Source organism: Salinicola tamaricis (genome assembly GCF_003006155.1).
Classification (GTDB): Bacteria; Pseudomonadota; Gammaproteobacteria; order Pseudomonadales; family Halomonadaceae; genus Salinicola; species Salinicola tamaricis.
The window spans coordinates 2,312,791-2,337,008 of the sequence record NZ_CP023559.1; the positions used below are offsets into that span (position 1 = coordinate 2,312,791).

A 24,218-nucleotide genomic window follows, 5' to 3' on the forward strand; every position below is an offset into this window, starting at 1 on the left:
GTCGCGGCAAGCTGGCGGCACGCCGAGCGCGCGGCGGAGCAGGGCGGCAGTGCCTTCCCCAACGCCTTCCGCCGCGACAGCCTGGCGGCTGAGCTGCAGACCGAGCTGGGTGAGCACGACAAGGCGGCGCTGGAGGCGCTGGATCGTCAGGCCGCGGTCGCCGGGCGGGTGATGCGCAAGCGCGGCCCGTTCATCGTGATTCAGGACGTCTCCGGGCAGATCCAGCTCTACGTCGACAAGAAGGGCCTGCCCGATGAGCTGCTGGCGGATATCCAGAGCTGGGATATCGGCGATATCGTTGCCGGCAGCGGCCCGGTGCACAAATCCGGCAAGGGCGATCTCTACGTCATGCTGCGTCAGGCCGAGCTGCTGACCAAGAGCCTGCGACCGCTGCCCGACAAGTTCCACGGTCTCACCGATCTCGAAGCGCGCTACCGGCAGCGCTACGTCGATCTGATCATGAATCCGCAGTCGCGGCGCGTGTTCGAGGTACGCTCCGGGGTGATCGCGGCGATCCGGCGCTTCATGGTCGAGCGCGGCTTCATGGAGGTCGAGACGCCGATGCTGCAGCCGATCCCCGGCGGCGCCACCAGCGCGTCCCTTCGTGACCCACCACATGCGCTGGATATCGACATGTATCTGCGCATCGCCCCGGAGCTCTATCTCAAGCGGCTGGTGGTGGGCGCTTCGAGCGGGTGTTCGAGATCAACCGCAACTTCCGCAACGAGGGGCTGTCGACGCGTCACAACCCCGAGTTCACCATGCTCGAGTTCTACTGGGCCTACGCCGATTACCAGGACCTGCTCGACTTCACCGAGGCGATGATCCGGGATGTCGCCGAGCGCGTACTGGGCTCCAGCGTAGTGGTCTATCAGGGCACCGAGTACGACCTGGGCCAGCCGTTCCGGCGCCTGACCCTGCGCCAGTCGATCCTCGAGCATGGCGATGGCATCGGCGAGGCGGACATCGATACGCTCGATGGCGCCACTGCCACCTGCCGGCGCCTGGGCATCGAGGTCAAGGCGAGCTGGGGGCTGGGCAAGCTGCAGACCGAGATCTTCGAGGCGGTGGCCGAGCATCGCCTCGATCAGCCCACCTTTATCACCGAGTATCCGGCCGAGGTGAGCCCGCTGGCGCGGCGCAACGACACCAACCCCCACGTCACCGACCGCTTCGAGTTCTTCGTCGGCGGGCGCGAGATCGCCAACGGCTTCTCCGAGCTCAACGACGCCGAGGATCAGGCCGAGCGTTTCGCCGCCCAGGCCGCGGAGAAGGATGCCGGCGACCTCGAGGCGATGTACTTTGACGCCGACTACGTGCGTGCGCTGGAGTACGGCATGCCGCCCACCGCGGGCGAGGGCATCGGCATCGACCGCCTGGTGATGCTGCTCACCGACAGCCCCTCGATCCGTGACGTGCTGCTGTTCCCGGCGATGCGCCCGGAGTGATCACGCCGCCCAGGCCCTTCGATATCGGCCGACAGGGCGCCGGCGTCTAGCCCAGCGGGGCGACGCCGAGGCCCTCGACCAAGGTTTCCAGGGCGCGCAGGCCGGCGACCGAGTTGCCGTAGCTGTCGAGCCTTGGTGACCACACGCACAGGCTCATCTGCCCCGGCACGATCGCCATGATGCCGCCGCCCACGCCACTCTTGCCGGGCAGGCCGACACCAGGCAAAGTCGCCGCGGCGTCGTAGAGGCCGCAGGTGAGCAGCAGGGCGTTGAGCTGACGGTTCTGCTGGGGTGACGATGACGCTGCCGTCGTCCGGATGCACGCCGCGATTGGCCAGAAAGGCGAACGCCCTTGCCACGTCGACGCAGCTCATCGACAGCGCGCAGCCGTGGAAGTAGACGTCGAGCACCTCATCGACCTCGCCGTGGAGATTGCCATAGGCCTTCATCAGATAGGCGAGGGCGGCATTGCGCGCCTTGTGCGCCATTTCCGAGCTGGCGACTCGGGTGTCGAAAGCGAGCGCCGGGTTGCCCGCCAGACGCCGCGCCAGTTCGCGCATCACCCAGTGAATCGACATGATCCGCGAGACCAGCAGATCGGTGACCAGTAGCGCGCCGGCGTTGATGAAGGGGTTGCGCGGGATGCCGCGCTCCACCTCCAGCTGCACGATCGAGTTGAACGCCTGCCCCGAGGGCTCGCGGCCGACCCGCTGCCAGATATCGGCTTCGTCCAGGTGCTGGATCGCGATGATTAGATTGAGCAGCTTGGAGATCGACTGGATCGAGAACGGCGTATCCGCCGCCCCGGCCCGGTAGACGTTTCCGGCGACGTCGCACACGGCGATGCCGAACTGGTCCGGCACCACTTCCGCCAGTGCCGGGATGAGTGGCACCTGGCCCTCGCCGAAGTGGGCGCGGTGCGTCGCAGGCGATACGCGCGAGCAGATCGTCTAGGGCGGCGGGGTCGAACGACGTGGACATGGCGATGGTGGCAGTCGGCAGATGAAAGGGGCGCCAGTGTAGGGCGCCGCCGCGCCGATTGCATCCGCCGTGCCGCTATCGTCGAGAGCCCATGGCAGGCGCTGCAATCCGGGGTTGGTCATGGGCGCGACGAACGCTCATACTGTCGGCGCTGCGCGCAGCGCCGCACCAGTGCAGCGTCGAGCTAGCCGGCCGCAGGGTCGGCAGGTTCGACGCCGTCGGTTTCGATGCAAAGGGGTGACACCATGAAGCTGCTCAACCGTTCCGCACTCAGCGTGAAGCCCACTCAGGCCTTCGTCGACTGGGTCAATTCGCTCGAACCCACCATGGGCGAGGATGACCTCACCCTCGACGACATCGCGGCGGAGACCACCGTCTATCTGATCCCCGAGATGGATACGCCGGAAGCGCTGGCGGCCTACGTCGAAGAGCGCTGCGTGGACATTCTCGAAAGCGAGCTGCGCGCCTGGGAAGAGGATTCACGGCAGTGGCCGGAGGTGGTCGATCTGGCCCTGTTCGAGCAGTTCTTGACCGTCGAGCACAGCTATCTGGCGATCGACCTGGACGACGAGGTCGAGCTGGAGACCGCTGAGGTGGATGACGAGCTGCTGATGGAGACCGACGAGGAGTGAGCGAGACCCTGGGCCTGACGGGTCGCTGCGCGCTACCGGAGGTGGGCGTGGCGGCATGCTGAAACGGCTGTTCGAAGTGCGTGACGGCGACGACGGGCTGCCCGGGCGCGAGCGCAAGCTGGCGCTGCTGGCACTGGTCACCGGCACGCAGATGGCGGTGCTCGACAGCGGTATCGTCAATATCGCGCTGCCGACCCTGGCCGACGAGCTCGGCATCAGTGGCGCGGCGTCGATCTGGATCGCCAACGTCTACCAGCTGGTCACCGCGGCACTGCTGCTCACCTTCGCCGCGCTGAGCCGGGTCATCGGCCGGCATCGGCTCTATATCGGCGGTCTGGCGGTATTCACCTTGGCCTCGCTGGCGTGTGCGCTGTCGCGCTCGTTCGAGCTGCTGCTGGTGTCGCGCATGCTGCAGGGGATCGGCGCCGCAGCAATGTTGAGCATCGGCCCGTCGCTCTATCGGGTCATTTTTCCCACGCGTTTGCTGGGCTCGGCGATCGGCCTCAGCGCGCTCACCGTGGCCTTCGGGATCGCTGCCGGGCCCTCGATCGGCGGGTTGATCCTGCATCTGGCGAGTTGGCCGTGGCTGTTTGCGATCAACGTACCGGTGGGGTTGCTGGCGCTGTTCCTGGCGATCCGGTCGCTACCACGTGAGCCGGCACGGCGGGCGCGCTTCGACGTCTGGGGGGCGCTGCTGTCGATCGTGATGTTGAGCGGTAGCGTCTTCGCCCTGGACCAGTTCGGCCATGGCGGCGGCGGGACGATGGCGCTGATCACCCTGGCCCTGGCGCTGGCCTGCCTGGTCGGGTTCGTCTATCGCCAGCGCCACGTCGCCAGCCCGCTGGTGCCGCTGGCGCTGTTCGAGGAGCCGCGCTTCGCGTTCGCCGCGGTCACCTCGATGTTCGCCTTTCTGGCTCAGGGCATCGCTTTCGTCGGGCTGCCGTTTCTCTACCAGACGGTGATGGGTGTCTCGCCGATCGCCTCGGCGCTGCTGTTCACCCCCTGGCCGTTGGTAATCATGGTGATTGGCCCCGTGGCTGGGCGGCTCGCCGACAAGGGTAATCCGGCGTTGATCAGTTCGCTGGGGCTGGGGCTGTTCTGCTGCTCGGCATGCTGCGCTGACCGGGCTCGATGCCGATTCCCGCTATCTCGACGTGATCTGGCGCACGGCGCTGTGCGGCGTCGGCTACGGCCTGTTCCAGGCACCCAACAACCGCGAGATGATCGGCAGCGTGCCGCTGGCCCTGAGTGCCAACGCCTCCGGCGTGCTTGCCTCGGTGCGCACCTTCGGGCAGTCGCTGGGGACCGCCCTGGTGGGCCTGATTCTGGGGCTGTCGTTCGGGTCACTGACGCTGTCACTGTGGCTGGGCTGCATCTCGGTGGTGGTAGCGCTGGCGCTGAGCCTTTATCGGGTGCCGCTGGCGGCCCGCGACCGCCGCGGCTGAGACGGCTGCCGGTGCCGTCGCCGCGACGGCCGCCAGACGTTACAATGACCCGACTGGCACAGGAGGTGTTGCATGAGTGTTCAAACCCGCATCGAAGAGAAGTTGGCCACGCTCGATCCGCAGTATCTGGCGGTCGAGAACGAGAGCCACATGCACCATGTGCCGCCCGACTCGGAAACCCACTTCAAGGTGACCCTGGTCTCCGAGCGCTTCGCCGGGCTGATGCCGGTCAAGCGCCACCAGTTGATCTACTCGGTGTTGGCCGATGAGCTGGCCGGCCCGGTGCACGCTCTGGCGCTGCACCTCTATACGCCGCAGCAGTGGGAAGCGCGTGGCGGCAGCCGTCCCGACTCGCCCAACCCAACTGCCGCGGGGGAGGCGGGCGGTGATCGCCGACCCCCAAAGGCTGCAGTACCTGGAGGCGATGGGCATTCCGGCCTGGGTCTCGCGCTACCGCTTGATCAACGCCCGACCCACCGAGCATTGCGAGTGGGAGATGCCAACGGCAGCGGAGAAGCCCGCGCCGGGTCAGCGTCTCCACGCGCTGCTGGAAACCCCCCCCGCCCATCCCGAACCCGCAGCGCCCGCATTCGCTGTCGCGTCTCCCGAGCCCGCCGAGCGTGTTGAGGGCAGTGCTCCGGTGGCGCGTGCTCGCGCCCTGCTGGGCGAAGATCAGGCTCCCGCCGAAGCGCCTGCTCCCGCTGCCGATGCGACCGCCGCCCCCCCGGCTCCGGTGGCGGCAGCCGCCGAGCGGGCGGCGCCGCTGCGCTTTTCGCTGACGCTGACGGTGCTCGACCAGCGCTGGTGGTTGCTGCTGCCGGGGGGGCGCGAGGGGCTGTCGGCACCGGCCCTGACGCTGCTCAAGCAGATGCTCGTGGCCGCCGGGCTGCCCGGCGACTGGCGGGCGCTTTCGAGCCTCGACTGGCCGCTGATGGAGACGCCGGTGGACGACCCGGTGGGTGAGGCCCGCGACGGCCTGGCGGTGTTCTGTGGCGGTCAGGCGATGCGCAACGGCCTGAGCATCACCGGCGCCATCGTGATCCCCGGCGAGGACGCCGCGGCGCTGTTCGCGGACGACGATACGCCTTTCGATCGACTGCCACCGCTGGCCGCATCCGGCCAGCCTGCTCGGTGACCCGGCGGCCAAGCGTGCCTGCTGGCCGCAGCTGCATGCCACCGGCGAGGCCTGGCGGCAGGCGACTGCCGGCGCCGCCTGAAGCGAGCCTCGAGCATGACTGCCATTTCCTCTCTGCCGGCATCGCCGCGTCTGCTGAGCGCGGACGATCTGGCGTCCTGGGCGCGCTTCGAGATGCTTGCCAACGACGATGCCTGGTCGACCACGCTGCTCGGCAGCGCACTGAGCGACGACTCCCTGGAAGTGTGGGGCGTGTTCGAGGCCGCCGAACTGCGCGCGGTGGCAGTGGTGGCCTATCTGCCGTTCGATGCCGAGCTGCAGTCGATCAGCGTGCACCCGCACGCGCGTCGGCGCGGTCTCGCCGTCGCACTGCTGACCTGGCTGCTGGCGCGCGAACGGCGCGGCGCGGGGCCGAGCGCATGCTGCTGGAGGTGCGGGCGTCGAATCAGGCTGCGCAGCGGCTATACCACAAGCTGGGCTTTGCCGAGGATGGCCGGCGGCGGGGTTACTACCGCTGTGACGACGGCGGCAGCGAAGAGGCGGTGTTGATGTCGCGGGAGTTGGCGGCAGGCGACTCTGCGGAGTAGGCGGCGGCACCGACGGCCGGGGCGGCCGTCGGTGCTGTGAGACGGGCTGAGCGAGCCTCAGGCGCCGGCGTCGCTTTGCGTCTCGTCGAGGGCGCGCAGCTTGTCGAGCAGGCCGCCCAGGCGGCGTTCCCACTCGTCGCGCTCCTGACGCAGCTGGGCGTTCTCGGCCTTCAGCTCTTCGTTTTCCATCTTCAGCATCTCGATGCTGTCGACCGCGTTCTGAATCTTCTGCTCGAGCTGGGCGAAGATCTCTCCGTTCATGACGCTCTCCTTGGGATTGACGACGGTTGCAGGCGCCGCAGGCGTGACGCGCCAGCGTGCGGGATAAGGTGACGAATGACGCCCGCCACTGCCGAGGACTCGGCTGGTCGCCAGCCTACGTGGCGTGGCCGGTGGCGACAAGCGTCTCGAGGTGGAGACGGCGGCACGGGCGGCGTCAGGCCCCCGGTGGCGTACGCCGGAACAGCCGGGCGTGGCTGTCGCCGGCGCGCAGTTCCCGGTGCAGTTGCCACCCGGGCGGCGGCTGCCAGGCCAGCTCGTGCTCGGTCTCGACGTAGATCCAGGCGAGCGGCGTGAGCCAGCCACCCTGCTCCAGCCGCTCGCAGGTGGCCGCCGCCAGCCCCTGACGGAACGGTGGGTCGAGGAACACCAGCCCGCAGGGGGTCGCAGGACCGGCCAGATAGCCGGCGACGTCACCGCGATGAACCGTGGCCTGTGCACCCAGAGTATCCAGATTGCGCGTCAGCGCGGCGGCCACCGGGGCCGCCGCTTCGACGAAGTGCACCTCGCCGGCGCCGCGGGAGAGCGCCTCCAGCCCCAGCGCGCCGGTACCGGCGAACAGGTCCAGTACCCGCGTGCCCGCGAGTTCGAAAGCGAGCCAGTTGAACAGCGTCTCGCGCACCCGGCCCGGCGTCGGGCGCAGTCCGGGGCTGTCGAGGATCGGCAGCCGGCGACGGCGGAACTCACCGCCGATCAGGCGCAGTTCGCCGCGCCCGCCGTGGGATGCACGCTGGCCGCGACGGCCGCCGTCGGCGGCCGGGGAGGTGGCCCGCCCGCCAGGGGCGCCACGCTGGGATCGACGTCGATTCATGGCGCGCAATTGTACCCCCGCCACCCTCGCGGTGATAGGATTGACGCTCGATATCGACCTTTTCCGAGAGCGTGTCGACGCCCGCCGGCCCGGCGGCGTCGCCACGGCCATCAGCAGCGAAGTCATCCATGTTCGGACTATTCAAGAGCCGCAAGAAACAGCAGCAGGAGCAGGAAGCCGCCCGCCGGGAAGCGGAGGCGGCCGAAGCGCGTGCCGCCGAAGAAGCCCGCGCCGCCGAGGCCGAGTCGCCGGTAGAACGCGGCGCTGCAGCCGGTGCATCCCGAGTCTGAGGCGCCTGCCGCGGACGAGGCAGTGCAGGCCGCCGACCCTGAGCGTGGCGCTGCGGTCGACTACGCCCCCGAGCCGGTCGAGACGACCGCCGCTCGCGCGGCGCTGGATGCCCCGCTGACCGCTGACGCCGCGGTCTCCGCCCTCGACGAGACCCCGGCCGCGCCTAGCCGCGAGACGGCGCTGGCCCATGACGCCACGGCGCCGGCCGAGGACGAAGCTGCGTCAGCCGCTGCCCCGGCGGCCGAGACGACGCCTGCCGAGGTCGTTACCGCTGAGCCTGTCACGTCTGAGCCGGTCAGTACCGAAGAAACAGACACGCCCGATAGCCTGCCCGAGCAGGCCCCCCCGGCTCCGCGCGAGAAGCCCAAGGGAGGCTGGCTGGCGCGGGTGCGTGCGGGCCTCGGGCGTACCCGCGCCAATCTGACCGATGGCATCGCCGATCTGCTGCTGGGCAAGAAGCAGATCGACGATGACCTGATGGAGGATCTCGAGACCCAGCTGCTGCTGGCGGACGTCGGCATCGAGGCCACCAGCGAGATCATCGCGCGGCTGACCGAGCGCGTCTCGCGCAAGGAGCTCGCCGACGCCGATGCGCTCTACCGCGCCCTGCAGGAGGAGCTGGCGGCGCTGCTCGAGCCGGTGACCCAGCCGCTGGCGCTGCCGCCCAAGGGCGAGGGGCCCTTCGTGATCCTGATGGTCGGGGTCAATGGTGTGGGCAAGACCACCACCATCGGCAAGCTGACCCAGCGTTTCCAGAACGAGGGCCGCAGCGTGATGCTGGCGGCTGGCGATACCTTCCGCGCCGCGGCGGTGGAGCAGCTCAAGGTGTGGGGCGAGCGTAACCGGGTGCCGGTGATCGCCCAGCACACCGGTGCCGATAGCGCCTCGGTGATCTATGACGCGGTGGCGGCGGCGCGGGCGCGCAAGGTCGACGTACTGATCGCCGACACCGCCGGGCGGCTGCACAACAAGAGCCATCTGATGGAGGAGCTCAAGAAGGTGCAGCGCGTCATGGCCAAGCTCGACGCCTCTGCGCCCCACGAGGTGATGCTGGTGCTCGACGCCGGTACCGGCCAGAACGCCATCTCCCAGGCCACCACCTTCGACGAAGCGATTCCGGTCACCGGGATCACCCTGACCAAGCTCGACGGCACCGCCAAGGGCGGCATCATCTTCGCCCTGGCCAAAAAGATGGGCACGCCAATCCGCTTCATCGGGGTCGGCGAGACGCTCGACGATCTGCGTCCGTTCGACGCCGATACCTTCGTCAAGGCGCTGTTCGACCGGGACGGTGACGCCGCTTCATGATCGCGTTCGAGCATGTCGGCAAGCGCTACGGCGGGCGCTTCGAGGCGCTCGCCGATATCAACTTCCGGGTCGAGCGCGGTGAGATGCTGTTTCTCACCGGTCACTCCGGCGCCGGCAAGAGCTCGCTGCTGCGACTGATCATGCGCCTCGAGCGTCCTTCCCGCGGGCGCGTGCTGGTCGCCGGGCACGACCTCGACCGCTTGCACCTCAGCCAGGTGCCCTATTACCGGCGCCAGATCGGGGTAGTGTTCCAGGATCACCAACTGCTATTCGACCGCGATATCTTCGCCAATGTGGCGCTGCCGCTGACGATTCAAGGGATCGAGCCTCATGAGGCGGCGCGTCGGGTGCGCGCGGCGCTCGACAAGGTCGGCCTGCTGCATCGCGAACGCGCGCTGCCGATCGAACTCTCCACCGGTGAGCAGCAGCGGGTCGGCATCGCCCGTGCGGTGGTCAACAAGCCGGCACTGCTGCTCGCCGACGAGCCCACCGGCAACCTCGACCCTCAGCTCTCGGCCGATATCATGCGGCTGTTCGAGGACTTCAATCGCATCGGCACCACGGTGCTGATCGCCAGCCACGATCTGGCCCTGATCGCGCGTCTGCGCCACCGCGTGCTCAAGCTGCGCGAGGGGCGCCTGGTCCGCGACGGGGAGGCAGCATGAGCGAACGTCAGCCGGCGCCGCGCGGCGCCCAGCGCGCCCGACCGGGGCCCGCCGGGGGCGGGCGGGCCTGGCTGCGTCACCACCGCGCCATGCTCGGCGACAGTGCCCTGCGCCTGGTGCGGCGGCCGCTGGCCACGCTGCTGACGATGCTGGCGATCGCCATCGCACTGATTCTGCCCGCCGGACTGTGGCTGGTGCTGGACAGCGCCCAGCTGCTCGATGCCCAGCTCGACGAGAGCGCCACGCTGACCGTCTACTTCGATCACGATATCGACGAGAGCCGCGCGCTGGCGCTCTCCGAGACGCTGGGTGCCGAGCCCGGCGTGGCCGGGACGCGGCTGGTGACTGCCGCCGAGGGGCTGGACGAGTTCCAGCGCGCGCTGGGAGTGGATGATGCGCTCAGCCAGCTCGAGCGCAACCCGCTGCCGGCCAGCGTGGTGGTGACGCCGGACGATCCGACCCCGGCCGCGGTGCAGGCGCTGAGCCAGCGCCTCGGCCAGCTGCCGGGGGTGGACGAAGTGCGCCTCGATCTGGCCTGGCTCGACCGCCTGCAGCAGCTGGCGGCGCTGGGCCAGCGGGTGGCGCTGGCGCTGGGGTTGCTGTTCGGGCTCGGCGTGCTGCTGGTGGTGGGCAATACCATTCGTCTGGCGGTAGAGAGCCGGCGTCAGGAGATCGAAGTGGTGACCCTGATCGGTGCCACTCACGCCTTCGTCCGGCGGCCGTTCCTCTACAGCGGGGCCTGGTACGGGCTCGGCGGCGGCCTGCTGGCGCTGGGCATTCTGGCCCTGGGGGGCAACTGGCTTGCCACGCCGGTGAACGCGCTGGCCCAGAGCTACGGCGCGCACTTCGCGCTACCGACTTTAGGCGTGTCCAACTCGGTTTTTCTGCTGCTCTTTAGTACACTATTGGGCTGGTTGGGCGCGTGGCTCGCGGTCGGTCGTCATCTGGCGGAGACCAAGCCGCGCTAGGCTATGTACGAAAACCACTTGGTACGAAAACCACTTGGTACGAAAACCACTTGGTACGAAAACCACTTGGTACGAAAACTACCTGCGCTCGCTGACTTTTCGTACAAACCCTGGCGAGACCCGATCGAGACGGCACGCGACGTCTGCGTCATCTTCACTTCAGCCTGGCATGGCTGTAGCGGCTGGCATGGTCATCGTCTTGCTCGCGACACGGCGGTCATAGTCTCGAGGCATGACGTCGATAGCCGCTCGAACACCGGGCCGCGCTGGCCCAATGATTGAACTTTTGTCTACACTCGGGGTCATAGAAGTATCCCTCGATCATAGACAGGCATAACAACCTGCGGCGGTGCGATGCGACGCCTGAGCGATATCACGTTCGGCACTGCGGGCACCGCCTAGCATGGAGACACGGCATATGAGCACCAGTCTTCAAACCATCGGCAACCTTTCGCCGGGCCACGACCTCAACGGCTATATTCAGGCGGTCAACGGCATCGCCGTGCTGACGGCTGAGGAAGAGCACGCCCTGGCGGTGCGCCTGCACGAAGAGGACGACCTGGAGTCGGCTCGCCGCCTGATCATGTCGCATCTACGCTTCGTGGTTCACATCGCCCGCAGTTACTCGGGCTACGGTCTGCCCCAGGCCGATCTGATCCAGGAGGGCAACGTCGGCCTGATGAAGGCGGTCAAGCGCTTCGACCCCTATCAGGGTGTGCGCCTGGTCTCGTTCGCGGTGCACTGGATCAAGGCCGAAATCCACGAATACGTGCTGCGCAACTGGCGGATCGTCAAGATTGCCACCACCAAGGCGCAGCGCAAGCTGTTCTTCAACCTGCGCAGCGCCAAGAAGCGCCTGGCGTGGCTGAACAACGACGAAGTCGACGCCATCGCCAAGGATCTCGACGTCAAGCCCAAGGTAGTGCGCGAGATGGAAGGGCGGCTGTCGGCCTATGACGCCGGTTTCGATGCTAGCCCCGGTGAAGACGACGAGCAGAGCTATCAGGCCCCGGCCCAGTATCTCGAGGACAGCAGCTTCGACCCGGCGGCGCAGCTCGAAGCCGACGACTGGGAAGCGGACTACACCCGTCGCCTGCGTGATGCTCTGGCGCTGCTCGACGACCGCTCGCGGGATATCCTGCAGCGGCGCTGGCTCTCCGAGGAGAAGTCGACGCTGCACGAGCTCGCCGACGTCTACGGCGTCTCCGCGGAGCGTATCCGTCAGCTGGAGAAGAACGCCATGAAGAAGATCAAGCAGCAACTGGGCGATGCTCTCGCTGCCTGATCGATGACCGGCGCGCCGTCAGGCGTTGCCGGTTCATGCTGTTGGCGTCATCTCAGGCCTAGGCGTTTGTAGACGCTGCCAAGACATAAAAGGCCCGGCCATGCTGATGCATGGCCGGGCTTTTTGTGTTCCCGGGTGTCACGCCGGCCGGTGCCGGGTCAGGCGCTGGTGGTGGCGCGCCCGATCAGCAGCTGCGCGCCGAGCAGGGTCCACTGGTCTTCCCAGTGGGCGCTCGGCAGGTGGCGGAAGTCGCTGCGCACGTACTGACTGATGCGACCCTCGACGAAGGCGGCGAGCAGATTGGCGCTGGCCGAGACGGCAACCCGTGGACGCAGCCCCTCGCGCAGTTCGGCTTCGCGCAGGATCTGCTTGAACTGGGTCTCCAGGCGCTCGAACAGCTGCGACATGCGCGTGCGCAGCCGCGCCGTCTCGCCGGTGAGCACGTCGCCATCCATCAATCGGCTGAGCCCGGGGTTCTTCTCGGCGAACACCAGCACCAGTTGCACGATCTTTTCGCAGCGCCCCAGGGCCTCCGGCGTCTCTTCGAGAATCCGCCGGATGCGTTCGAACAGGCTCGTCTCGATGAACTCGATCAGCCCCTCGAACATGCGTGCCTTGCTGGGGAAGTGGCGATAGAGCGCCGCTTCACTGACACCCACCTGGCGCGCCAGGGCGGCGGTGGTGATACGTTTGCCGCTGTCCTCTTCCAGCATCAGTGCGAGTGCCTGGAGGATCTGTTCGCGGCGGGAGAGCGTTGAAGTTGCCTGCGTCATGAGCGTTCTTGTCGGTAGTGGTGTCTTGGCTCCTGCCTGGAGTGACTCCGCCCTCTGCGCTGCCGGGGCGATGACGACCCGCGGGCGAGGCAGAGCGGAGCGGGCCGTCCTGGCCCGTGTCGAAAGTGCGCTAGGTTTTGTACGAAAACTACCTGCGCTCGGCAATACGGCGTTAAAAATCGGCTGGAGCGCCAGCCCGGTCAAAATGCTCATTTACAACCCGTAAACTGGAGCGCCAGCCCGGTCCGTTTTCGCAGATTTTGCCTTGTCTTGCCTTCGCTCGCTGACTTTTCGTGCAGAACCTAGCGAGCGACGATCTGGGTGCCGACGCCGGCGTCGGTGAAGATCTCCAGCAGGGTGGAGTGGACCACCCGGCCGTCGACGATCACCGCACTGTCCACGCCGCCCTTGACCGCCTCCAGGGCGCAGCGGATCTTGGGCAGCATGCCGCCGTAGATGGTGCCGTCAGCGATCAGCGCGTCGACCTGCTCGGTGGAGAGCCCGGTCATGACGTTGCCGTCGGCGTCCTGCAGGCCGGCGACATTGGTCAGCAGCATCAGCTTCTCCGCCTTCAGCGCCTCGGCCACCTTGCCGGCGACCAGGTCGGCATTGATATTGTAGCTGTGGCCTTCGGCGTCGACCCCGATCGGCGCGATCACCGGAATGTAGTCGGCCTTCGACAGCATCTCGATCAGATCGGTGGAGATGTGCTCGACCTCGCCCACGTGGCCGATGTCGATGATCTCCGAGGCGGTCATCTCCGGGGTGCGCCGCTCTACCTTGAGCTGACGCGCGCGGATCTGGGCGCTGTCCTTGCCGGTCAGCCCGATCGCCTTGCCACCGCACTGGTTGATCTGGTTGACGATGCTCTTGTTGACCAGACCGCCGAGCACCATCTCGACCACGTCCATGGTCTCGGCATCGGTGACGCGCATGCCGTCGACGAAGCGCGACTCGATGTTGAGCCGGGCCAGCAGCTGGCCGATCTGCGGGCCGCCCCCGTGCACCACCACCGGATTGATGCCGACCTCCTTCATCAGCACCATGTCGCGGGCGAAGGAGTCGATCAGCGTGTCCTCGGTCATGGCATTGCCGCCATACTTGACCACGATCGTCTTGCCGAGTAGCGCTGGATGTATGGCAGCGCCTCGGAAAGGATCTCGACCACGTGGCGCGGGTCGCGTGGGCTAACGCTCATGAGTCGTCACTGCTCCCAGGTTGGAATGAATGTCCCTTGTGCATGTTTTTCTCGACGCCCGATCGCTCAGAAGGGCAGCGTCGCGTCGGGCACCTCGGCCTCGAGGGCGCGGCGGAAATATCCCTGAATGCGTTCGAGGGCGGCCTGATCCCGACCTTCGAAACGCAGCACCAGCATCGGCGTGGTGTTGGAGGCGCGGCACAGCCCCCAGCCGTCGGGATAGTCGACGCGAATGCCGTCCAGCGAGGTTCTGATCCCGTCGGCGCCGAAATCGCCATTCTCCGCCAGGCGCGCGCCGATGGCGAACTTGGTCTCGTCGCTGACCGCGACGTTGAGCTCCGGCGTGCTCGGGTCCTGCGGATAGTCGGCGAAGAAGGCGTCGGCACTGCACGGCTGATTCGCCAGGATCTCGAGCAGCCGGGCGGCAGCGTAGAGGCCATCGTCGAAACCATACCAGCGCTCTTTGATGAAGATGTGTCCGCTCATCTCGCCGCCGAGCTGGGCACCTGTCTCGCGCATGCGCGCCTTGATCAGCGAGTGGCCGGTGTACCACATCTCCGGCTCGCCCCCGGCACGCTCGATGCGCTGGGCCAGATGGCCGGTGCACTTGATGTCGAAGACCACCCTGGCGCCCGGATGGCGTTCGAGCATGTCCTCGGCGAAGGCCATCAGCAGGCGGTCGGGATAGATGATCTCCCCCGCCGGCGTGACCACGCCCAGACGATCGCCGTCGCCGTCGAACGCCAGCCCGATGTCGGCCTCGTGGGCGGCCACGGCGGCGATCAGATCGGCCAGGTTCTCGGGCTTGCCGGGATCCGGATGGTGGTTGGGAAAGTCGCCGTCGATCTCGGCGTAGAGCGGCACGGTCTCCGCCCCCAGCGCCGCGATCAGCCTGGGGCCGAGCTCGCCGGCGACGCCATTGCCGCAGTCCACCACCGCCTTGAGCGGCCGCGCCAGGCGCACGTCGCCGAGGATGCGGTCGAGATAGCGCTGGCCCAGGTCGCGGCGCTCCAGGCGGCCCTCGCCGTGGCTCAGATCACCCTGGCGGATACGCGTATGCAGCGCAGTGATCGCCTCGTTGGAGAGCGCCACGCCATCGAGCACGATCTTCAGGCCGTTGTAGTCTGGCGGATTGTGACTGCCGGTGACCATCACCCCGCTGGCACTCTCGCCCAGGGTGGCGGTGGCGAAATAGAGCACCGGGGTCGGCACCCGGCCGATATCGATCACATCGCGGCCGGCGGCGCGCAGGCCACGGATCAGTGCCGCCGCCAGGGCGGGGCCGGAGTGGCGGCCATCGCGGGCGACGATCACGCACTGCTGGCCGCGGGCCGCGGCCTCGCTGCCGATGGCGTGGCCGATCCACTCGACCCCCTCTTCGGTGAGGGTATCGCCGACCACGCCGCGAATGTCATAGGCGCGAAAGATCGAGGCGGGCACCGCGTTGGCGGGCGTCTGCGGGGTTTGGCTCATGGGGTCTCCTCGGCGGGGCCGCTCCAGCGCTCGAACGCCAGCGATACCGTGGCCTGGCCGTCGGTCAGCAGCCACTGCTCCTCCATGCGCGTGGCATCCACGGTCATGCTGCGTGCGACCCAGCCGGTCAACGTCTCCAGCGGCGCCGCCGGCACGCTCAGCACGCGCACCCGGGGCAGGGCGCGGATGTCGTCGCCGAGCTTCTTCCACCACTGTTCGGCGCTGCGCGGTGAGTAGGGGTAGACGATGACCGTCTCGGCGCGCGACAACCCCTGCTTGATACGCTTGAGCGACGGCTCGCCCAGCTCGATCCAGGCGAGGATGCGCCCGTCCGCGGCGGTGAGCCACAGATCCGGCTCGTCGTCGCTGCTCAGGCCCCGGGTCATACTCAGCTCGCCCGGCGCCTGATTGGCCGGCGCGTTGAGCGTGTGGGCGTTGTCGATGAACGCGAGCAGCCGCACCATCAGGCGGGTGGCGGTCTCGGAGGGGTGGCATGCCACGGTCAAAGCGTGGGTGGCGTAGTAGTGGTGGTCCAGGTCGCTCACATTGAGCCGGGCCTTGTAGATGGTTGCGCCTAGCGCCACGCGACTCTCCTTGGAAAACACTGCATAAATGCCTGCGCGAGCGAATCGCTGCGTTGCGTGGTACTCGAACACTCGCCTAACCCCATGTTATGTCTCGTGTTCTGTGTTCCATGCGCCTTGCGCTTCATCCCGCTCGTCGATTTATTCAGCGTTTCCCTTGCTCGCTTCACGGTCATCGCTTCACCTCTGTTGTGTCACGGTTTTCGCGCCAGGGCTTCCACTGTGGGCGCTGGTCACTGCCGGCCGGAATGGCCGAAGCCGCCGGCAGCACGCTCGGTGGCGACGAAGTCTTCGACGATCTCGAGTTCGGCCTGCACGACCGGGACCAGCATGTATTGGGCCAGGCGCTCGCCGGGTTCCAGCGTGAAGGTGTCGCGGCCGCGGTTCCAGACCGAGATCATCAGCTCGCCCTGGTAGTCTGAGTCGATCAGGCCGACCAGATTGCCCAGCACGATGCCGTGCTTGTGGCCGAGCCCGGAGCGCGGCAGCACCACGCCGGCGAGCTGCGGGTTGCCGATATGGATCGCCAGGCCGGTACGCACCAGCGCGCTGTCGCTGGGGGCGAGCGTCAGCGGGGCGTCGAGCAGGGCGCGCAGGTCCATGCCGGCACTGCCCTCGGTGGCGTAGTGGGGCAGCGGATAGTCGTGCACGCGCGGGTCGAGAATCTTGACCGCGAGCTTGGGCGCGGGCGAGGCGGGGCTGGTCATGACGAAACGTGATTCCTGCAAAAACGTGATGAATAGAATATCGCCACCGCGACGGCGGGCGGCAGCAGAAGTCTGCCCTAGCTTACCATCGCTTGGTGGCCGGCGAACGCCGCCGTGCAGGGCGGCGTCCATGGATGGGGCGTGCCGGCACGGGGGGCGTCAGGGCAGGCGTGGCACCAGATGATCGAGAATCGCCGTGGCCAGCGCCGTCTTGGGCTGGGGCGACAGCGCCTGGCGGCGCACCTCGTCCGCTTCCCGCCACAGCAGGGTGGCGGCGTTGTCGTCGCTACCGAAGCCCAGCCCCGCCTGGGAGACGTCGTTGGCCACGATCAGATCGAGGCGCTTGCGCAAAAGCTTGTCGCCGGCATGGGTTTCCAGCGCCTGGGTCTCGGCGGCGAAGCCGACGCAGAAGGGGCGCTCGGCACGTGCCGCCACCGTGGCCACGATATCCGGGTTGCGCACCAGCTCGAGCGTCATGCCACTGGTGTCGTCGCCCTTCTTCAGTTTGTGCTCGGCGACGCTGGCGGCGCGGTAGTCGGCCACCGCGGCGCAGCCGATGAACAGCTCGCAGGGGAGTGCGGCTTCCACCGCCGCGAGCATCTCACACGCCGAAAGCACGTCGACACGCGCCACGCCGGGCGGCGTCGCCAGCGCCACCGGACCGCTCACCAGCGTCACCTGGGCGCCCCGCGCGGCGCAGGCGGCGGCCAGGGCGTAGCCCATCTTGCCGGAGCTGTGATTGGAGAGGTAACGCACCGGGTCGAGCGCCTCGCGGGTCGGTCCAGCGGTGATCACCACCCGGCGGCCGGCGAGATCCTGGGTCGAGATGGCCGCCGCGGGATCGAGCGCCTGCTGCAGCTGGGTAAGATCGTCTCCGGCTCGAGCATGCGCCCGAGGCCGACATCGCCGCAGGCCTGATCACCGGCATCCGGCCCCAGCAGGGTCCAGCCCAGTTCTTGCAGCCGCTCGGCATTGGCCAGGGTCGCCGGGTGACGCCACATCGCCTGGTTCATGGCCGGCGCCATCAGGCAGCGGGCTTCCGTGGCGAGGCACAGCGTGGTCAGCAGGTCGTCGGCGTGACCGTGGGCCAGGCGGGCCATCAGGTCGGCGGTGGCCGGGGCGATCAGGATGATATCTGCCCATTTCGCCAGCTCGATGTGGCCCATGCCGGCTTCGGCCTCGGGGTCGAGCAACGAGGTGCGCACCGGCTCGCCGGTGAGCGCCTGCAGCGTCAGCGGGGTGATGAAAGCCTGGGCGCCGTCGGTCATCACCACGCGCACCTCGGCGCCGCTCTTCTTCAGCAGGCGGGCGAGATGGGCACTCTTGTAGGCGGCGATACCGGCGCTGATGCCGAGCAGGATGCGGGTGCCGGCGAGTCCCGGCCCGAGGGGTAGCGACATGGGATACGTGTCCTGAAACATTGGCGCTACCTTACCATCGCAGGGCGCCGGGGCGGAACGCGCGCTCCCACCCCGGCAGGCTCGTTGGCCTACTGGGCCGGGGCCTCGATCACCCCTTCACCGGCGACCTCGCCCTGCTTTAGCCACTCGATGCGGTCGTCGCCCGCGGCGCGCACGCCATAGCACTCGACGCTGTCGCTGCCGTAGTCGAAGCACATGCGGTCGTCGACGATCTTGGCCTGGCCGGTGTAGCCGTCGCCCTGGATCTTGCCGTCGTTGGCATAGGTCTCGTCGTAGGACTGGCCATTGGCCATGGCGCCGTGGACGCGGTGCCCCCACACCCGCTGCTGGATCTGGTCGCCGCTGAGCACCCGGTCGCTCTCCGGCTGTGCCTGCGCGGCACCGGCATCGGCGGCGAAAGCGCTGGAGACACCGCCGCTGAGGGTGGCGACGAGGGTGGCAGCCATGGCCAGGGTAGCCAGGCGCTGGCTGGCGGCGAATGCGATGGGTCGTTGCATGGTGGTACTCCCGAAGAGACGAGGGTGTGACTTCACCATAGCCTAGTCGGCGTATCTCGCCCCAAAGACCGTCCCTCGGCCAACCGCCGGGCTCAGCGGAGCAGCGCGCTCACCGCGGCCTCCACTCCGCGCAGTTCGGCGAGCCCCTTGAGGCGGCCGATCAAGGGGTAGCCGGGGCGGGTGTCGCGCTCGAGGTCGTCGAGCAGGTGGTGGCCGTGATCGGGGCGCAGCGGCAGGCGTGCACCGCCGTCACGCTGGCGCCTTCGCTCTTCACGCACCAGCGCGGCGATCACCCCGACCATGTCGACGTCCCCCGTCAGGTGGCCAGCCTCGTGGAAGCTCGAGGCGTCCGCCTCGCGGTGGGTCGCGCGCAGGTGCACGAAGTGGATGCGCGGGGCGAAGCGCGTGGCCATCGCCACCAGGTCGTTGTCGGCGCGTACGCCGTAGGAGCCGGTGCAGAAGGTGAGGCCATTGGCTGGACTGGGCACGCTGTCGAGCACGTAGGCGGCATCGTCGGCGGTGGAGACCACCCGTGGCAGTCCCAGCAGCGGGCGCGGTGGGTCGTCGGGATGGATCGCCAGACTTACCCCGGCTTTTTCTGCCGCGGGCACCACGGCGCGCAGGAACGCGGCAAGATTGGCACGCAGGCGCTCGGCATCGACATCTCGATAGGCGGCCAGGGCCTGGCGCAGCTCGGCCAGACCGTAGTGGGCATCGCTTCCTGGCAGCCCGGCGATGATGGTCTCGATCAGCCGCTGGCGGGCGTCGTCGTCGAGCCGTTCGACGTGGGCGCGGGCGGCGTCGCGCTCGGCGGCGGTGTAGTCGGCCGCGGCGCCGGGGCGTTCGAGCAGGTAGAGATCGAAGGCGGCGAAGGCGGCATGCTCGAAGCGCAGCGCGGTACCGCCCTCGGGCAGCGGCCAGGCCAGATCGGTGCGGGTCCAGTCGAGCACCGGCATGAAGTTGTAGCAGACCGTGTCGATGCCGCAGGCGCCGAGGTTGGCAAGTGTTCGACGATAGTTGTCGAGATAGTGCTCGGCTTCCGGCAGCCCCAGCTTGATCGTCTCGTGGACCGGTACGCTCTCGACCACCGACCAGCTGAGCCCCGCCGCCTCGATCTGCTGCTGGCGTTCACGAATGGCCGCGCGCGGCCAGGTCTCGCCGATGGGTATCTCGTGCAGGGGTGACGATGCCTGTCGCCCGGTCCTGACGAATCTCGCCGAGGCCGATGGGGTCTTTGGGCCGAACCAGCGCCAGGTATGTTCCATGATCAAGCGTCCCGATCAGAAGCGGTGGGTATCAAGGCGGCAATGGCAGACTCCACGCCGTCGTTTTGCAGTCGCCTCAGCGCGTCGAGGAGCTGCTGAGCGAATGGCCTATCGTCGCGCAGTGCCTTGGGGAAGATGGCATCGAGGGCGAGAAAGGCGTCGATCAGTGCGGCGGGGTCGTCGCCGTGGCAGCGATGGAGCGTGGCGAACGTCTCTGCCAGGGGGTCGTCCACCGCGTGCGGCTGGCCGCTGAGATCGGTGCCGGCGGTGTAGCGAATCCAGCCGGCGACGCCGAGCGCCGTCGCCGCCTGCGATCGGCCCTTCTGCCGATTCTCGAGCGCGCCGGCCAGCCAGCGCTGGGGCAGCTTCTGCGAGCCATCCATGGCGATCTGCTGTAGCCGATGACGCAGGCTGTCATTGCCGAAGCGCGCCAGCAGCCGCTCGGTATAGGCCGCAGCGTCGCTGCCCGCCGGCAGGTCGAGGGTGGGCGCCGCCTCGCGCTGCCAGTAGTGCCGCAGCAGCCCGCAAAGCGCCGGGCGTCGCCACGGCTGCATCGACCGTCTCGATGCCGGCCAGCGCACCCAGATAGGCGAGCAGCGAGTGGGCGCCGTTGAGCAGGCGCAGTTTCATGGTCTCGAACGGCGTCACGTCGGTGACCATCTCCACCCCATCGCCCGCCCAGTCGGGCCGGCCCTGGGGGAACCTCTCCTCGATCACCCACTGGCGGAACGCTTCGCACACCACCGCCGCCGGGTCGTCGACACCCAGGTCTGCCAGGCGCGTCCGGTCCGCGTCGGTCATCGCCGGCACGATGCGATCGACCATGCTCGAGGGGAAGGCGACCTGGGCCTCGATCCAGTCGGCCAGTTCGCTATCGCGATGCCGGGCCAGCGAGATCACCGCACGCCGGGTGCGCTGACCGTTGGCCGGCATGTTGTCGCAGCAGAGCACCGTGAAGGGCGGGGTGCCGGCGGCGCGGCGCCGGGCCAGCGCCGCCACCAGCAGGCCGGGTGCGGTGTGCGGCGTCGTTGGATTGGCGATGTCGTGGACGATCGGCTCGGCCTGGGTGAGCAGCTCGCCGCTCGCCGGATTGAGAAAGTAGCCCTTTTCGGTGACCGTCAGCGTGACGATGCGAACGGCAGGGTCGCTCATCCGCACCAGCAGCGCTTCGCGATCCGGTCCGTCGGGGCCGGCGTAGAGCGCCTCGCGGATGACCCCGATCTGGCGCAGGTCGAGGTGCTCGCTGTCGCGGTATTCGGCCACGTGGTAGCGCAGGTCGTTGGCGCGCAGCTGCTCGACCAGGGTGCGATTGGCGCGGATGTTGGCGCTGCAGACGCCCCATGTCTCGTCACCGGTGCGTTCGAGGCACTGCTGCAGGTAGACCGCCTGGTGGGCGCGGTGAAAGGCGCCCAGGCCCAGATGGACGATGCCTATCTGGCGTGGCACTCGCGTGGCCGGGTGACGTTCGACATGGATCTCGCGGGGTGACATTTCAGGAGGCTCCCATCAGCAGGTTGGGCAACCACAGCGACAGCGCGGGCACGAAGGAGACCAGCAGCAGTACCAGAAGATTGCAGATCAGAAACGGCACGATCGCCCGCGCCACACGCAGCATCGGCAGCTTGCCGATGCTCGAGACCACGAACAGGCAGACCCCCACCGGCGGCGTGGTCAGCCCGATCATCAGATTGAGTACCGCCATCACGCCGAAGTGGATCGGGTCCATGCCAATCCCGGTGGCGACGCCGAGCAGCGCCGGGAACAGGATGATCAGCGCGGCGATGGTCTCCATGAAGGCGCCGACGAAGAGCAGGATCAGGTTGAGAATCAGGATCACCACGATGGGATTGTCGCTGAAGCCGAGAATCGCGCCGGCGATCAACTGCGGAATCTGCTGGCTGGTGAGGATCCAGCCGAACAGATTGGCCAGCCCCACCAGCAGCATCAGCGAGGCCGAGGTGATCACGGTATCCGTCAGGATGCCGCCGAGGTTGCGCCAGTTGATGCCCTTGTAGACGAAGGTGCCCACCAGCAGCGCATAGAGGCTGGCGACGATCGACGCTTCGGTCGGGGTGAACAGCCCGCCGATGATCCCGTAGAGGATGATGAAGGTCATCAGCAGCGCCCAGAACGCGCTGCGTCCCTCCTTGAGCAGCGTCATGAAGGAGGCACGCGGCTCCTTGGGGTAGCCGCGTTTCACCGCCAGCCAGTAAACGGTGATCATCATCGCCACGCCGAGCAGCAGCCCGGGCACGGCGCCGGCCAGGAACATGCGCCCGACCGAAATGCCCGAGAGCGAGCCGACGATGATCATCGGCACGCTGGGCGGGATGATCGGGCCGATGGTCGAGGAAGCGGCGGTGACCGCGGCGGCGAACGGCTTGTCATAGCCGCTCTTAGCCATCCCCGGAATCATCACCGAGCCGATGCTGGCGGCATCGGCCACCGCGGTGCCGGAAATACCGCTGAAGATCATCGAGCCGCCGACGTTGGCCAGCCCCAGGCCGCCGCGGACATGGCCGACGAGGGCGTTGGAGAAGCGCACGATGTGCTGGGTGATATTGCCCACGTTCATCAGGTTGCCGGCCATGACGAAGCCGGGGATGCACAGCAGTACGAAGGCGTCGATCCCCGAGAACAGGCGCTGCGGCACGATGGTCAACGAGATACCGCCGAGCAGCAGATAGGCGACCGAAGAGACGCCCAGGCAGAAGGCGATCGGCAGGCCGAGCAGCAGCAGGGCCAGAAAGGTGATGAAGAGAACGGCGATATCCATTAGCGCTCACTCCGGGCGTCGGGAACCGGGCGGATCAGGGCCATGACTCCCTCGAGGGTGCAGATCGCGGCGTAGAACGCGAGCGAGACGAACAGCAGCACCGAGGAGAAGAAGATGTAGATCATCGGGATTCGCAGTGTGGGCGAGGTCTGGAAGGCGCCGATCTGGGCGAACTGCCAGGCGCCGGGCAGTACCATCACCACGAAGCCGAGAGTGATCAGCGAGATCACGCTGAGATAGAGGGCGCGCCCGCGCGGCGAGAGGCGACCATGGAACAGCTCGACGTTGACGTTACGATGGCGATGCAGCACCACCCCGGCGCCGAGCGAGACCATGTAGATGAAGAGGTAGCGGGTGAGCTCTTCGGTCCAGGCCAGGGTGATCGGCAGGAACAGGCGCGAGGCTACCTGTAGCAGCACGGTCAGCGACAGGCCGACCAGTGCGATCACCGCCAGTGTCAGCAGCACGCGGTCGAGCAGCGCCGCGAACTTGCCCAGCGGCCCGCCCAGGCGAGGCACACGGTCGAGCACCTCGAGGCCCTCCTGGACGTCGACCGAGGGCGGTTCCGGGGTGGGGTGCGTCATGGGAGTCTCCGAATGAGGGAATGTGCACGCTCAGACGCCTGCCGGTGGCGCTTGCCCTGCGGCGAGGCGTCACCGGCGGGCGCCGCCGGGGTCAGAATGCCTAGCTCAGAGCGCCTGGATCTCTTGGTAGAGCGCGCGCTGCTCGTCGTTCAGGGCGTCGAGCACCGCCGGTTTGGCCTGCTTGGCGAAGGCTGCCTGGTCCACCTCGACGAAGGTCATGCCCTTGTCCTTGAGCGCCTGTTCGAGCCGCTTCTGGTCGGCGGCGAACAGCGTCTCTTCGTAGCTCTGCATCTGGCTGGCGGCCTCGCGCACCACCTGCTGCAGGTCGGCGGGCATCGATTCGAGCTTCTGCTTGCCGATCACCACGTAGATCCAGCTGCGCACGTGGTCGGTCATGTCGACGTACTTCTGTACCTCGTTGAAACTGGCGCTCTCGATCAGGCTGAGCGGGTTCTCCTGGGCCTCGATGGTGTTCTGCTGCAGCGCGGTGAATACCTCGCTGAATGCCATCGGCGTCGGTCGCGCGCCGAGTGCCTTCCAGGTGTCGACGAACAGCGGCACGTTGGGTACGCGAATGCGCAGGCCGTCGAGATCGTCAGGGGTCTTGATCGGGCGGTTGGAGGTCAGCTCGCGCGGGCCGCGCTCGAACCAGGCCAGCGGCACCAGGCCGGTGCGCTCGGTGATCTGTGCCTCGATCTGCTTGCCGACCTCACCTTCCACGGCACGGCGCAGCTGGTCGGCGTCCTTGAACAGGTAGGGCACCGCCATCATCGCTGCCTTGGGCGCCCAGTTCTGCAGGCTCTCGCCGGTGATGGTCATGTCGGCGGTGCCGAGCTGGATGCTGTTGATCACATCCATCTCGTTGCCGAGCTGCTCGTTGGGAAAGACCTGAACCTCGATCCGGCCATCGGAATTGGCCTCTACCAGTTCCTTGAACTTGAGCGCGGCCTTGTTCCAGATGTTCTCGGCGTTGGCCAGGTGGCCGAACTTGAGCGTGTAGTCGGCGGCGAAGGTGGCCTGGCTGGCGACGAGGGTGACACCGAGGGCGACGCCGGCGAGCAGCTGCTTGAGGGTCGGGGTGGAGAACATGGCGTGAAACTCCTTG

Annotated in this window: 22 protein-coding genes and 5 pseudogenes; 11 read left to right on the top strand and 16 right to left on the bottom strand. The window is 67.7% G+C overall.

Going from position 1 to position 24,218, the window contains the following annotated elements; all coding sequences use genetic code 11:
- Positions 1–171 precede the first annotated feature (171 nt).
- Positions 172–1,376 (top strand): annotated as a pseudogene (gene lysS, locus CN538_RS10625) (lysine--tRNA ligase); the annotation flags it as partial.
- Here lysS and CN538_RS26275 read toward each other — a convergent pair.
- Positions 1,313–2,341: a glutaminase gene (locus CN538_RS26275; protein ID WP_422917496.1), complete on the bottom strand. Its 1,029-nt coding sequence runs from the start codon at positions 2,339–2,341 to the stop codon at positions 1,313–1,315. The pseudogene lysS and the gene CN538_RS26275 sit on opposite strands and share 64 nt — an antisense overlap.
- Before the next feature lie 333 nt (positions 2,342–2,674).
- Here CN538_RS26275 and CN538_RS10635 point away from each other — a divergent pair, with 333 nt between their 5' ends.
- The 5 genes and pseudogenes from CN538_RS10635 to CN538_RS10655 all read left to right on the top strand — a co-directional run bounded on the left by CN538_RS10635 (position 2,675) and on the right by CN538_RS10655 (position 6,190).
- On the top strand, positions 2,675–3,061 hold the full coding sequence (locus CN538_RS10635) for a hypothetical protein (RefSeq protein WP_035473929.1): 387 nt from the start codon (positions 2,675–2,677) through the stop codon (positions 3,059–3,061).
- Between the two features lie 151 nt (positions 3,062–3,212).
- Positions 3,213–4,109, top strand: a pseudogene (locus tag CN538_RS25210) (MFS transporter); the annotation flags it as partial.
- Between the two features lie 469 nt (positions 4,110–4,578).
- A pseudogene (locus tag CN538_RS22785) lies at positions 4,579–4,884 on the top strand (BolA family protein); the annotation flags it as partial.
- 7 nt (positions 4,885–4,891) lie between these two features.
- The gene (locus CN538_RS10650; RefSeq protein WP_242495844.1) at positions 4,892–5,641 is read left to right on the top strand and encodes a hypothetical protein; all 750 of its coding nucleotides are present in this window, start codon (positions 4,892–4,894) and stop codon (positions 5,639–5,641) included.
- A gap of 96 nt (positions 5,642–5,737) precedes the next feature.
- Entirely contained in the window at positions 5,738–6,190 is a 453-nt protein-coding gene (locus CN538_RS10655; RefSeq protein WP_106419405.1) for a GNAT family N-acetyltransferase, read from the top strand.
- Positions 6,191–6,285: 95 nt separating this feature from the next.
- Here the strand turns inward: CN538_RS10655 and CN538_RS10660 are convergent, their stop codons facing one another.
- Both CN538_RS10660 and rsmD read right to left on the bottom strand, forming a co-directional pair.
- Positions 6,286–6,489, bottom strand: coding sequence for a cell division protein ZapB (locus CN538_RS10660; protein ID WP_035473919.1), 204 nt, complete (start codon positions 6,487–6,489; stop codon positions 6,286–6,288).
- 175 nt (positions 6,490–6,664) lie between these two features.
- On the bottom strand, positions 6,665–7,318 hold the full coding sequence (gene rsmD, locus CN538_RS10665) for a 16S rRNA (guanine(966)-N(2))-methyltransferase RsmD (protein ID WP_106419406.1): 654 nt from the start codon (positions 7,316–7,318) through the stop codon (positions 6,665–6,667).
- 128 nt (positions 7,319–7,446) lie between these two features.
- On the opposite strand from rsmD, the gene CN538_RS20385 reads away from it, so the two are divergent.
- The 5 genes from CN538_RS20385 (at position 7,447) to rpoH (ending at position 11,835) form a co-directional block, all read left to right on the top strand.
- Positions 7,447–7,608: a hypothetical protein gene (locus CN538_RS20385; RefSeq protein WP_164999577.1), complete on the top strand. Its 162-nt coding sequence runs from the start codon at positions 7,447–7,449 to the stop codon at positions 7,606–7,608.
- Entirely contained in the window at positions 7,592–8,917 is a 1,326-nt protein-coding gene (gene ftsY / locus CN538_RS10670; protein ID WP_207233464.1) for a signal recognition particle-docking protein FtsY, read from the top strand. Before CN538_RS20385 ends, ftsY begins: the two co-directional genes overlap by 17 nt.
- Positions 8,914–9,582 carry a cell division ATP-binding protein FtsE gene (ftsE, locus tag CN538_RS10675; RefSeq protein ID WP_106419408.1) on the top strand — a complete coding sequence of 223 codons (669 nt, stop codon included), beginning with the start codon at positions 8,914–8,916 and terminating at the stop codon, positions 9,580–9,582. The genes ftsY and ftsE overlap by 4 nt, the downstream gene beginning before the upstream one ends.
- A complete protein-coding gene (gene ftsX / locus CN538_RS10680; protein WP_106419409.1) occupies positions 9,579–10,550 on the top strand; it encodes a permease-like cell division protein FtsX in 972 nt (323 codons plus the stop codon). Before ftsE ends, ftsX begins: the two co-directional genes overlap by 4 nt.
- Before the next feature lie 418 nt (positions 10,551–10,968).
- On the top strand, positions 10,969–11,835 hold the full coding sequence (gene rpoH / locus CN538_RS10685) for an RNA polymerase sigma factor RpoH (RefSeq protein WP_106419410.1): 867 nt from the start codon (positions 10,969–10,971) through the stop codon (positions 11,833–11,835).
- Between the two features lie 158 nt (positions 11,836–11,993).
- On the opposite strand, the gene slmA is transcribed toward rpoH, so the two are convergent.
- The 13 genes and pseudogenes from slmA to CN538_RS10750 form a co-directional block, all read right to left on the bottom strand.
- Complete coding sequence (gene slmA, locus CN538_RS10690) at positions 11,994–12,608, bottom strand: nucleoid occlusion factor SlmA (protein WP_106419411.1); 615 nt, start codon at positions 12,606–12,608, stop codon at positions 11,994–11,996.
- Between the two features lie 302 nt (positions 12,609–12,910).
- Positions 12,911–13,806 (bottom strand): annotated as a pseudogene (gene argB / locus CN538_RS10695) (acetylglutamate kinase).
- A gap of 66 nt (positions 13,807–13,872) precedes the next feature.
- Positions 13,873–15,279, bottom strand: coding sequence for a phosphomannomutase/phosphoglucomutase (locus tag CN538_RS10700; protein ID WP_106419412.1), 1,407 nt, complete (start codon positions 15,277–15,279; stop codon positions 13,873–13,875).
- The gene (locus CN538_RS10705) at positions 15,276–15,863 is read right to left on the bottom strand and encodes a YaeQ family protein (RefSeq protein ID WP_106419413.1); all 588 of its coding nucleotides are present in this window, start codon (positions 15,861–15,863) and stop codon (positions 15,276–15,278) included. Before CN538_RS10705 ends, CN538_RS10700 begins: the two co-directional genes overlap by 4 nt.
- A gap of 233 nt (positions 15,864–16,096) precedes the next feature.
- Positions 16,097–16,570 carry a dUTP diphosphatase gene (gene dut, locus CN538_RS10715; RefSeq protein ID WP_106419414.1) on the bottom strand — a complete coding sequence of 158 codons (474 nt, stop codon included), beginning with the start codon at positions 16,568–16,570 and terminating at the stop codon, positions 16,097–16,099.
- A 159-nt stretch (positions 16,571–16,729) separates the two neighbouring features.
- A pseudogene (coaBC, locus tag CN538_RS10720) lies at positions 16,730–17,970 on the bottom strand (bifunctional phosphopantothenoylcysteine decarboxylase/phosphopantothenate--cysteine ligase CoaBC).
- An 89-nt stretch (positions 17,971–18,059) separates the two neighbouring features.
- Positions 18,060–18,488 (bottom strand): hypothetical protein, encoded by a 429-nt coding sequence (locus tag CN538_RS10725; protein ID WP_106419415.1) that lies wholly within the window; start codon positions 18,486–18,488, stop codon positions 18,060–18,062.
- Positions 18,489–18,580: 92 nt separating this feature from the next.
- Positions 18,581–19,753, bottom strand: a complete 1,173-nt coding sequence (uxuA, locus tag CN538_RS10730; protein WP_242494987.1) for a mannonate dehydratase — start codon at positions 19,751–19,753, stop codon at positions 18,581–18,583.
- Between the two features lie 2 nt (positions 19,754–19,755).
- Entirely contained in the window at positions 19,756–20,274 is a 519-nt protein-coding gene (locus CN538_RS25215) for a mannitol dehydrogenase family protein (protein WP_340638330.1), read from the bottom strand.
- Complete coding sequence (locus CN538_RS10735) at positions 20,168–21,244, bottom strand: mannitol dehydrogenase family protein (RefSeq protein WP_340638095.1); 1,077 nt, start codon at positions 21,242–21,244, stop codon at positions 20,168–20,170. The genes CN538_RS25215 and CN538_RS10735 overlap by 107 nt, the downstream gene beginning before the upstream one ends.
- 1 nt (position 21,245) lies before the next feature.
- On the bottom strand, positions 21,246–22,529 hold the full coding sequence (locus CN538_RS10740) for a TRAP transporter large permease (RefSeq protein ID WP_035472435.1): 1,284 nt from the start codon (positions 22,527–22,529) through the stop codon (positions 21,246–21,248).
- The gene (locus tag CN538_RS10745; RefSeq protein ID WP_106419416.1) at positions 22,529–23,113 is read right to left on the bottom strand and encodes a TRAP transporter small permease; all 585 of its coding nucleotides are present in this window, start codon (positions 23,111–23,113) and stop codon (positions 22,529–22,531) included. Before CN538_RS10745 ends, CN538_RS10740 begins: the two co-directional genes overlap by 1 nt.
- Positions 23,114–23,218: 105 nt before the next feature.
- Entirely contained in the window at positions 23,219–24,202 is a 984-nt protein-coding gene (locus CN538_RS10750) for a TRAP transporter substrate-binding protein (protein ID WP_106419417.1), read from the bottom strand.
- Positions 24,203–24,218: the final 16 nt, after the last annotated feature.

Bases quoted from the DNA above. Each gene is read 5' to 3' on its own strand.
- CN538_RS10635 (WP_035473929.1), top strand. From the start codon at position 2,675: ATGAAGCTGCTCAACCGTTCCGCACTCAGCGTGAAGCCCACTCAGGCC.
- CN538_RS10655 (WP_106419405.1), top strand. From the start codon at position 5,738: ATGACTGCCATTTCCTCTCTGCCGGCATCGCCGCGTCTGCTGAGCGCG.
- CN538_RS10660 (WP_035473919.1), bottom strand. From the start codon at position 6,489: ATGAACGGAGAGATCTTCGCCCAGCTCGAGCAGAAGATTCAGAACGCG.
- rsmD (WP_106419406.1), bottom strand. From the start codon at position 7,318: ATGAATCGACGTCGATCCCAGCGTGGCGCCCCTGGCGGGCGGGCCACC.
- CN538_RS20385 (WP_164999577.1), top strand. From the start codon at position 7,447: ATGTTCGGACTATTCAAGAGCCGCAAGAAACAGCAGCAGGAGCAGGAA.
- ftsE (WP_106419408.1), top strand. From the start codon at position 8,914: ATGATCGCGTTCGAGCATGTCGGCAAGCGCTACGGCGGGCGCTTCGAG.
- ftsX (WP_106419409.1), top strand. From the start codon at position 9,579: ATGAGCGAACGTCAGCCGGCGCCGCGCGGCGCCCAGCGCGCCCGACCG.
- rpoH (WP_106419410.1), top strand. From the start codon at position 10,969: ATGAGCACCAGTCTTCAAACCATCGGCAACCTTTCGCCGGGCCACGAC.
- slmA (WP_106419411.1), bottom strand. From the start codon at position 12,608: ATGACGCAGGCAACTTCAACGCTCTCCCGCCGCGAACAGATCCTCCAG.
- CN538_RS10700 (WP_106419412.1), bottom strand. From the start codon at position 15,279: ATGAGCCAAACCCCGCAGACGCCCGCCAACGCGGTGCCCGCCTCGATC.
- dut (WP_106419414.1), bottom strand. From the start codon at position 16,570: ATGACCAGCCCCGCCTCGCCCGCGCCCAAGCTCGCGGTCAAGATTCTC.
- CN538_RS10725 (WP_106419415.1), bottom strand. From the start codon at position 18,488: ATGCAACGACCCATCGCATTCGCCGCCAGCCAGCGCCTGGCTACCCTG.
- uxuA (WP_242494987.1), bottom strand. From the start codon at position 19,753: ATGGAACATACCTGGCGCTGGTTCGGCCCAAAGACCCCATCGGCCTCG.
- CN538_RS10735 (WP_340638095.1), bottom strand. From the start codon at position 21,244: ATGTCACCCCGCGAGATCCATGTCGAACGTCACCCGGCCACGCGAGTG.
- CN538_RS10740 (WP_035472435.1), bottom strand. From the start codon at position 22,529: ATGGATATCGCCGTTCTCTTCATCACCTTTCTGGCCCTGCTGCTGCTC.
- CN538_RS10745 (WP_106419416.1), bottom strand. From the start codon at position 23,113: ATGACGCACCCCACCCCGGAACCGCCCTCGGTCGACGTCCAGGAGGGC.
- CN538_RS10750 (WP_106419417.1), bottom strand. From the start codon at position 24,202: ATGTTCTCCACCCCGACCCTCAAGCAGCTGCTCGCCGGCGTCGCCCTC.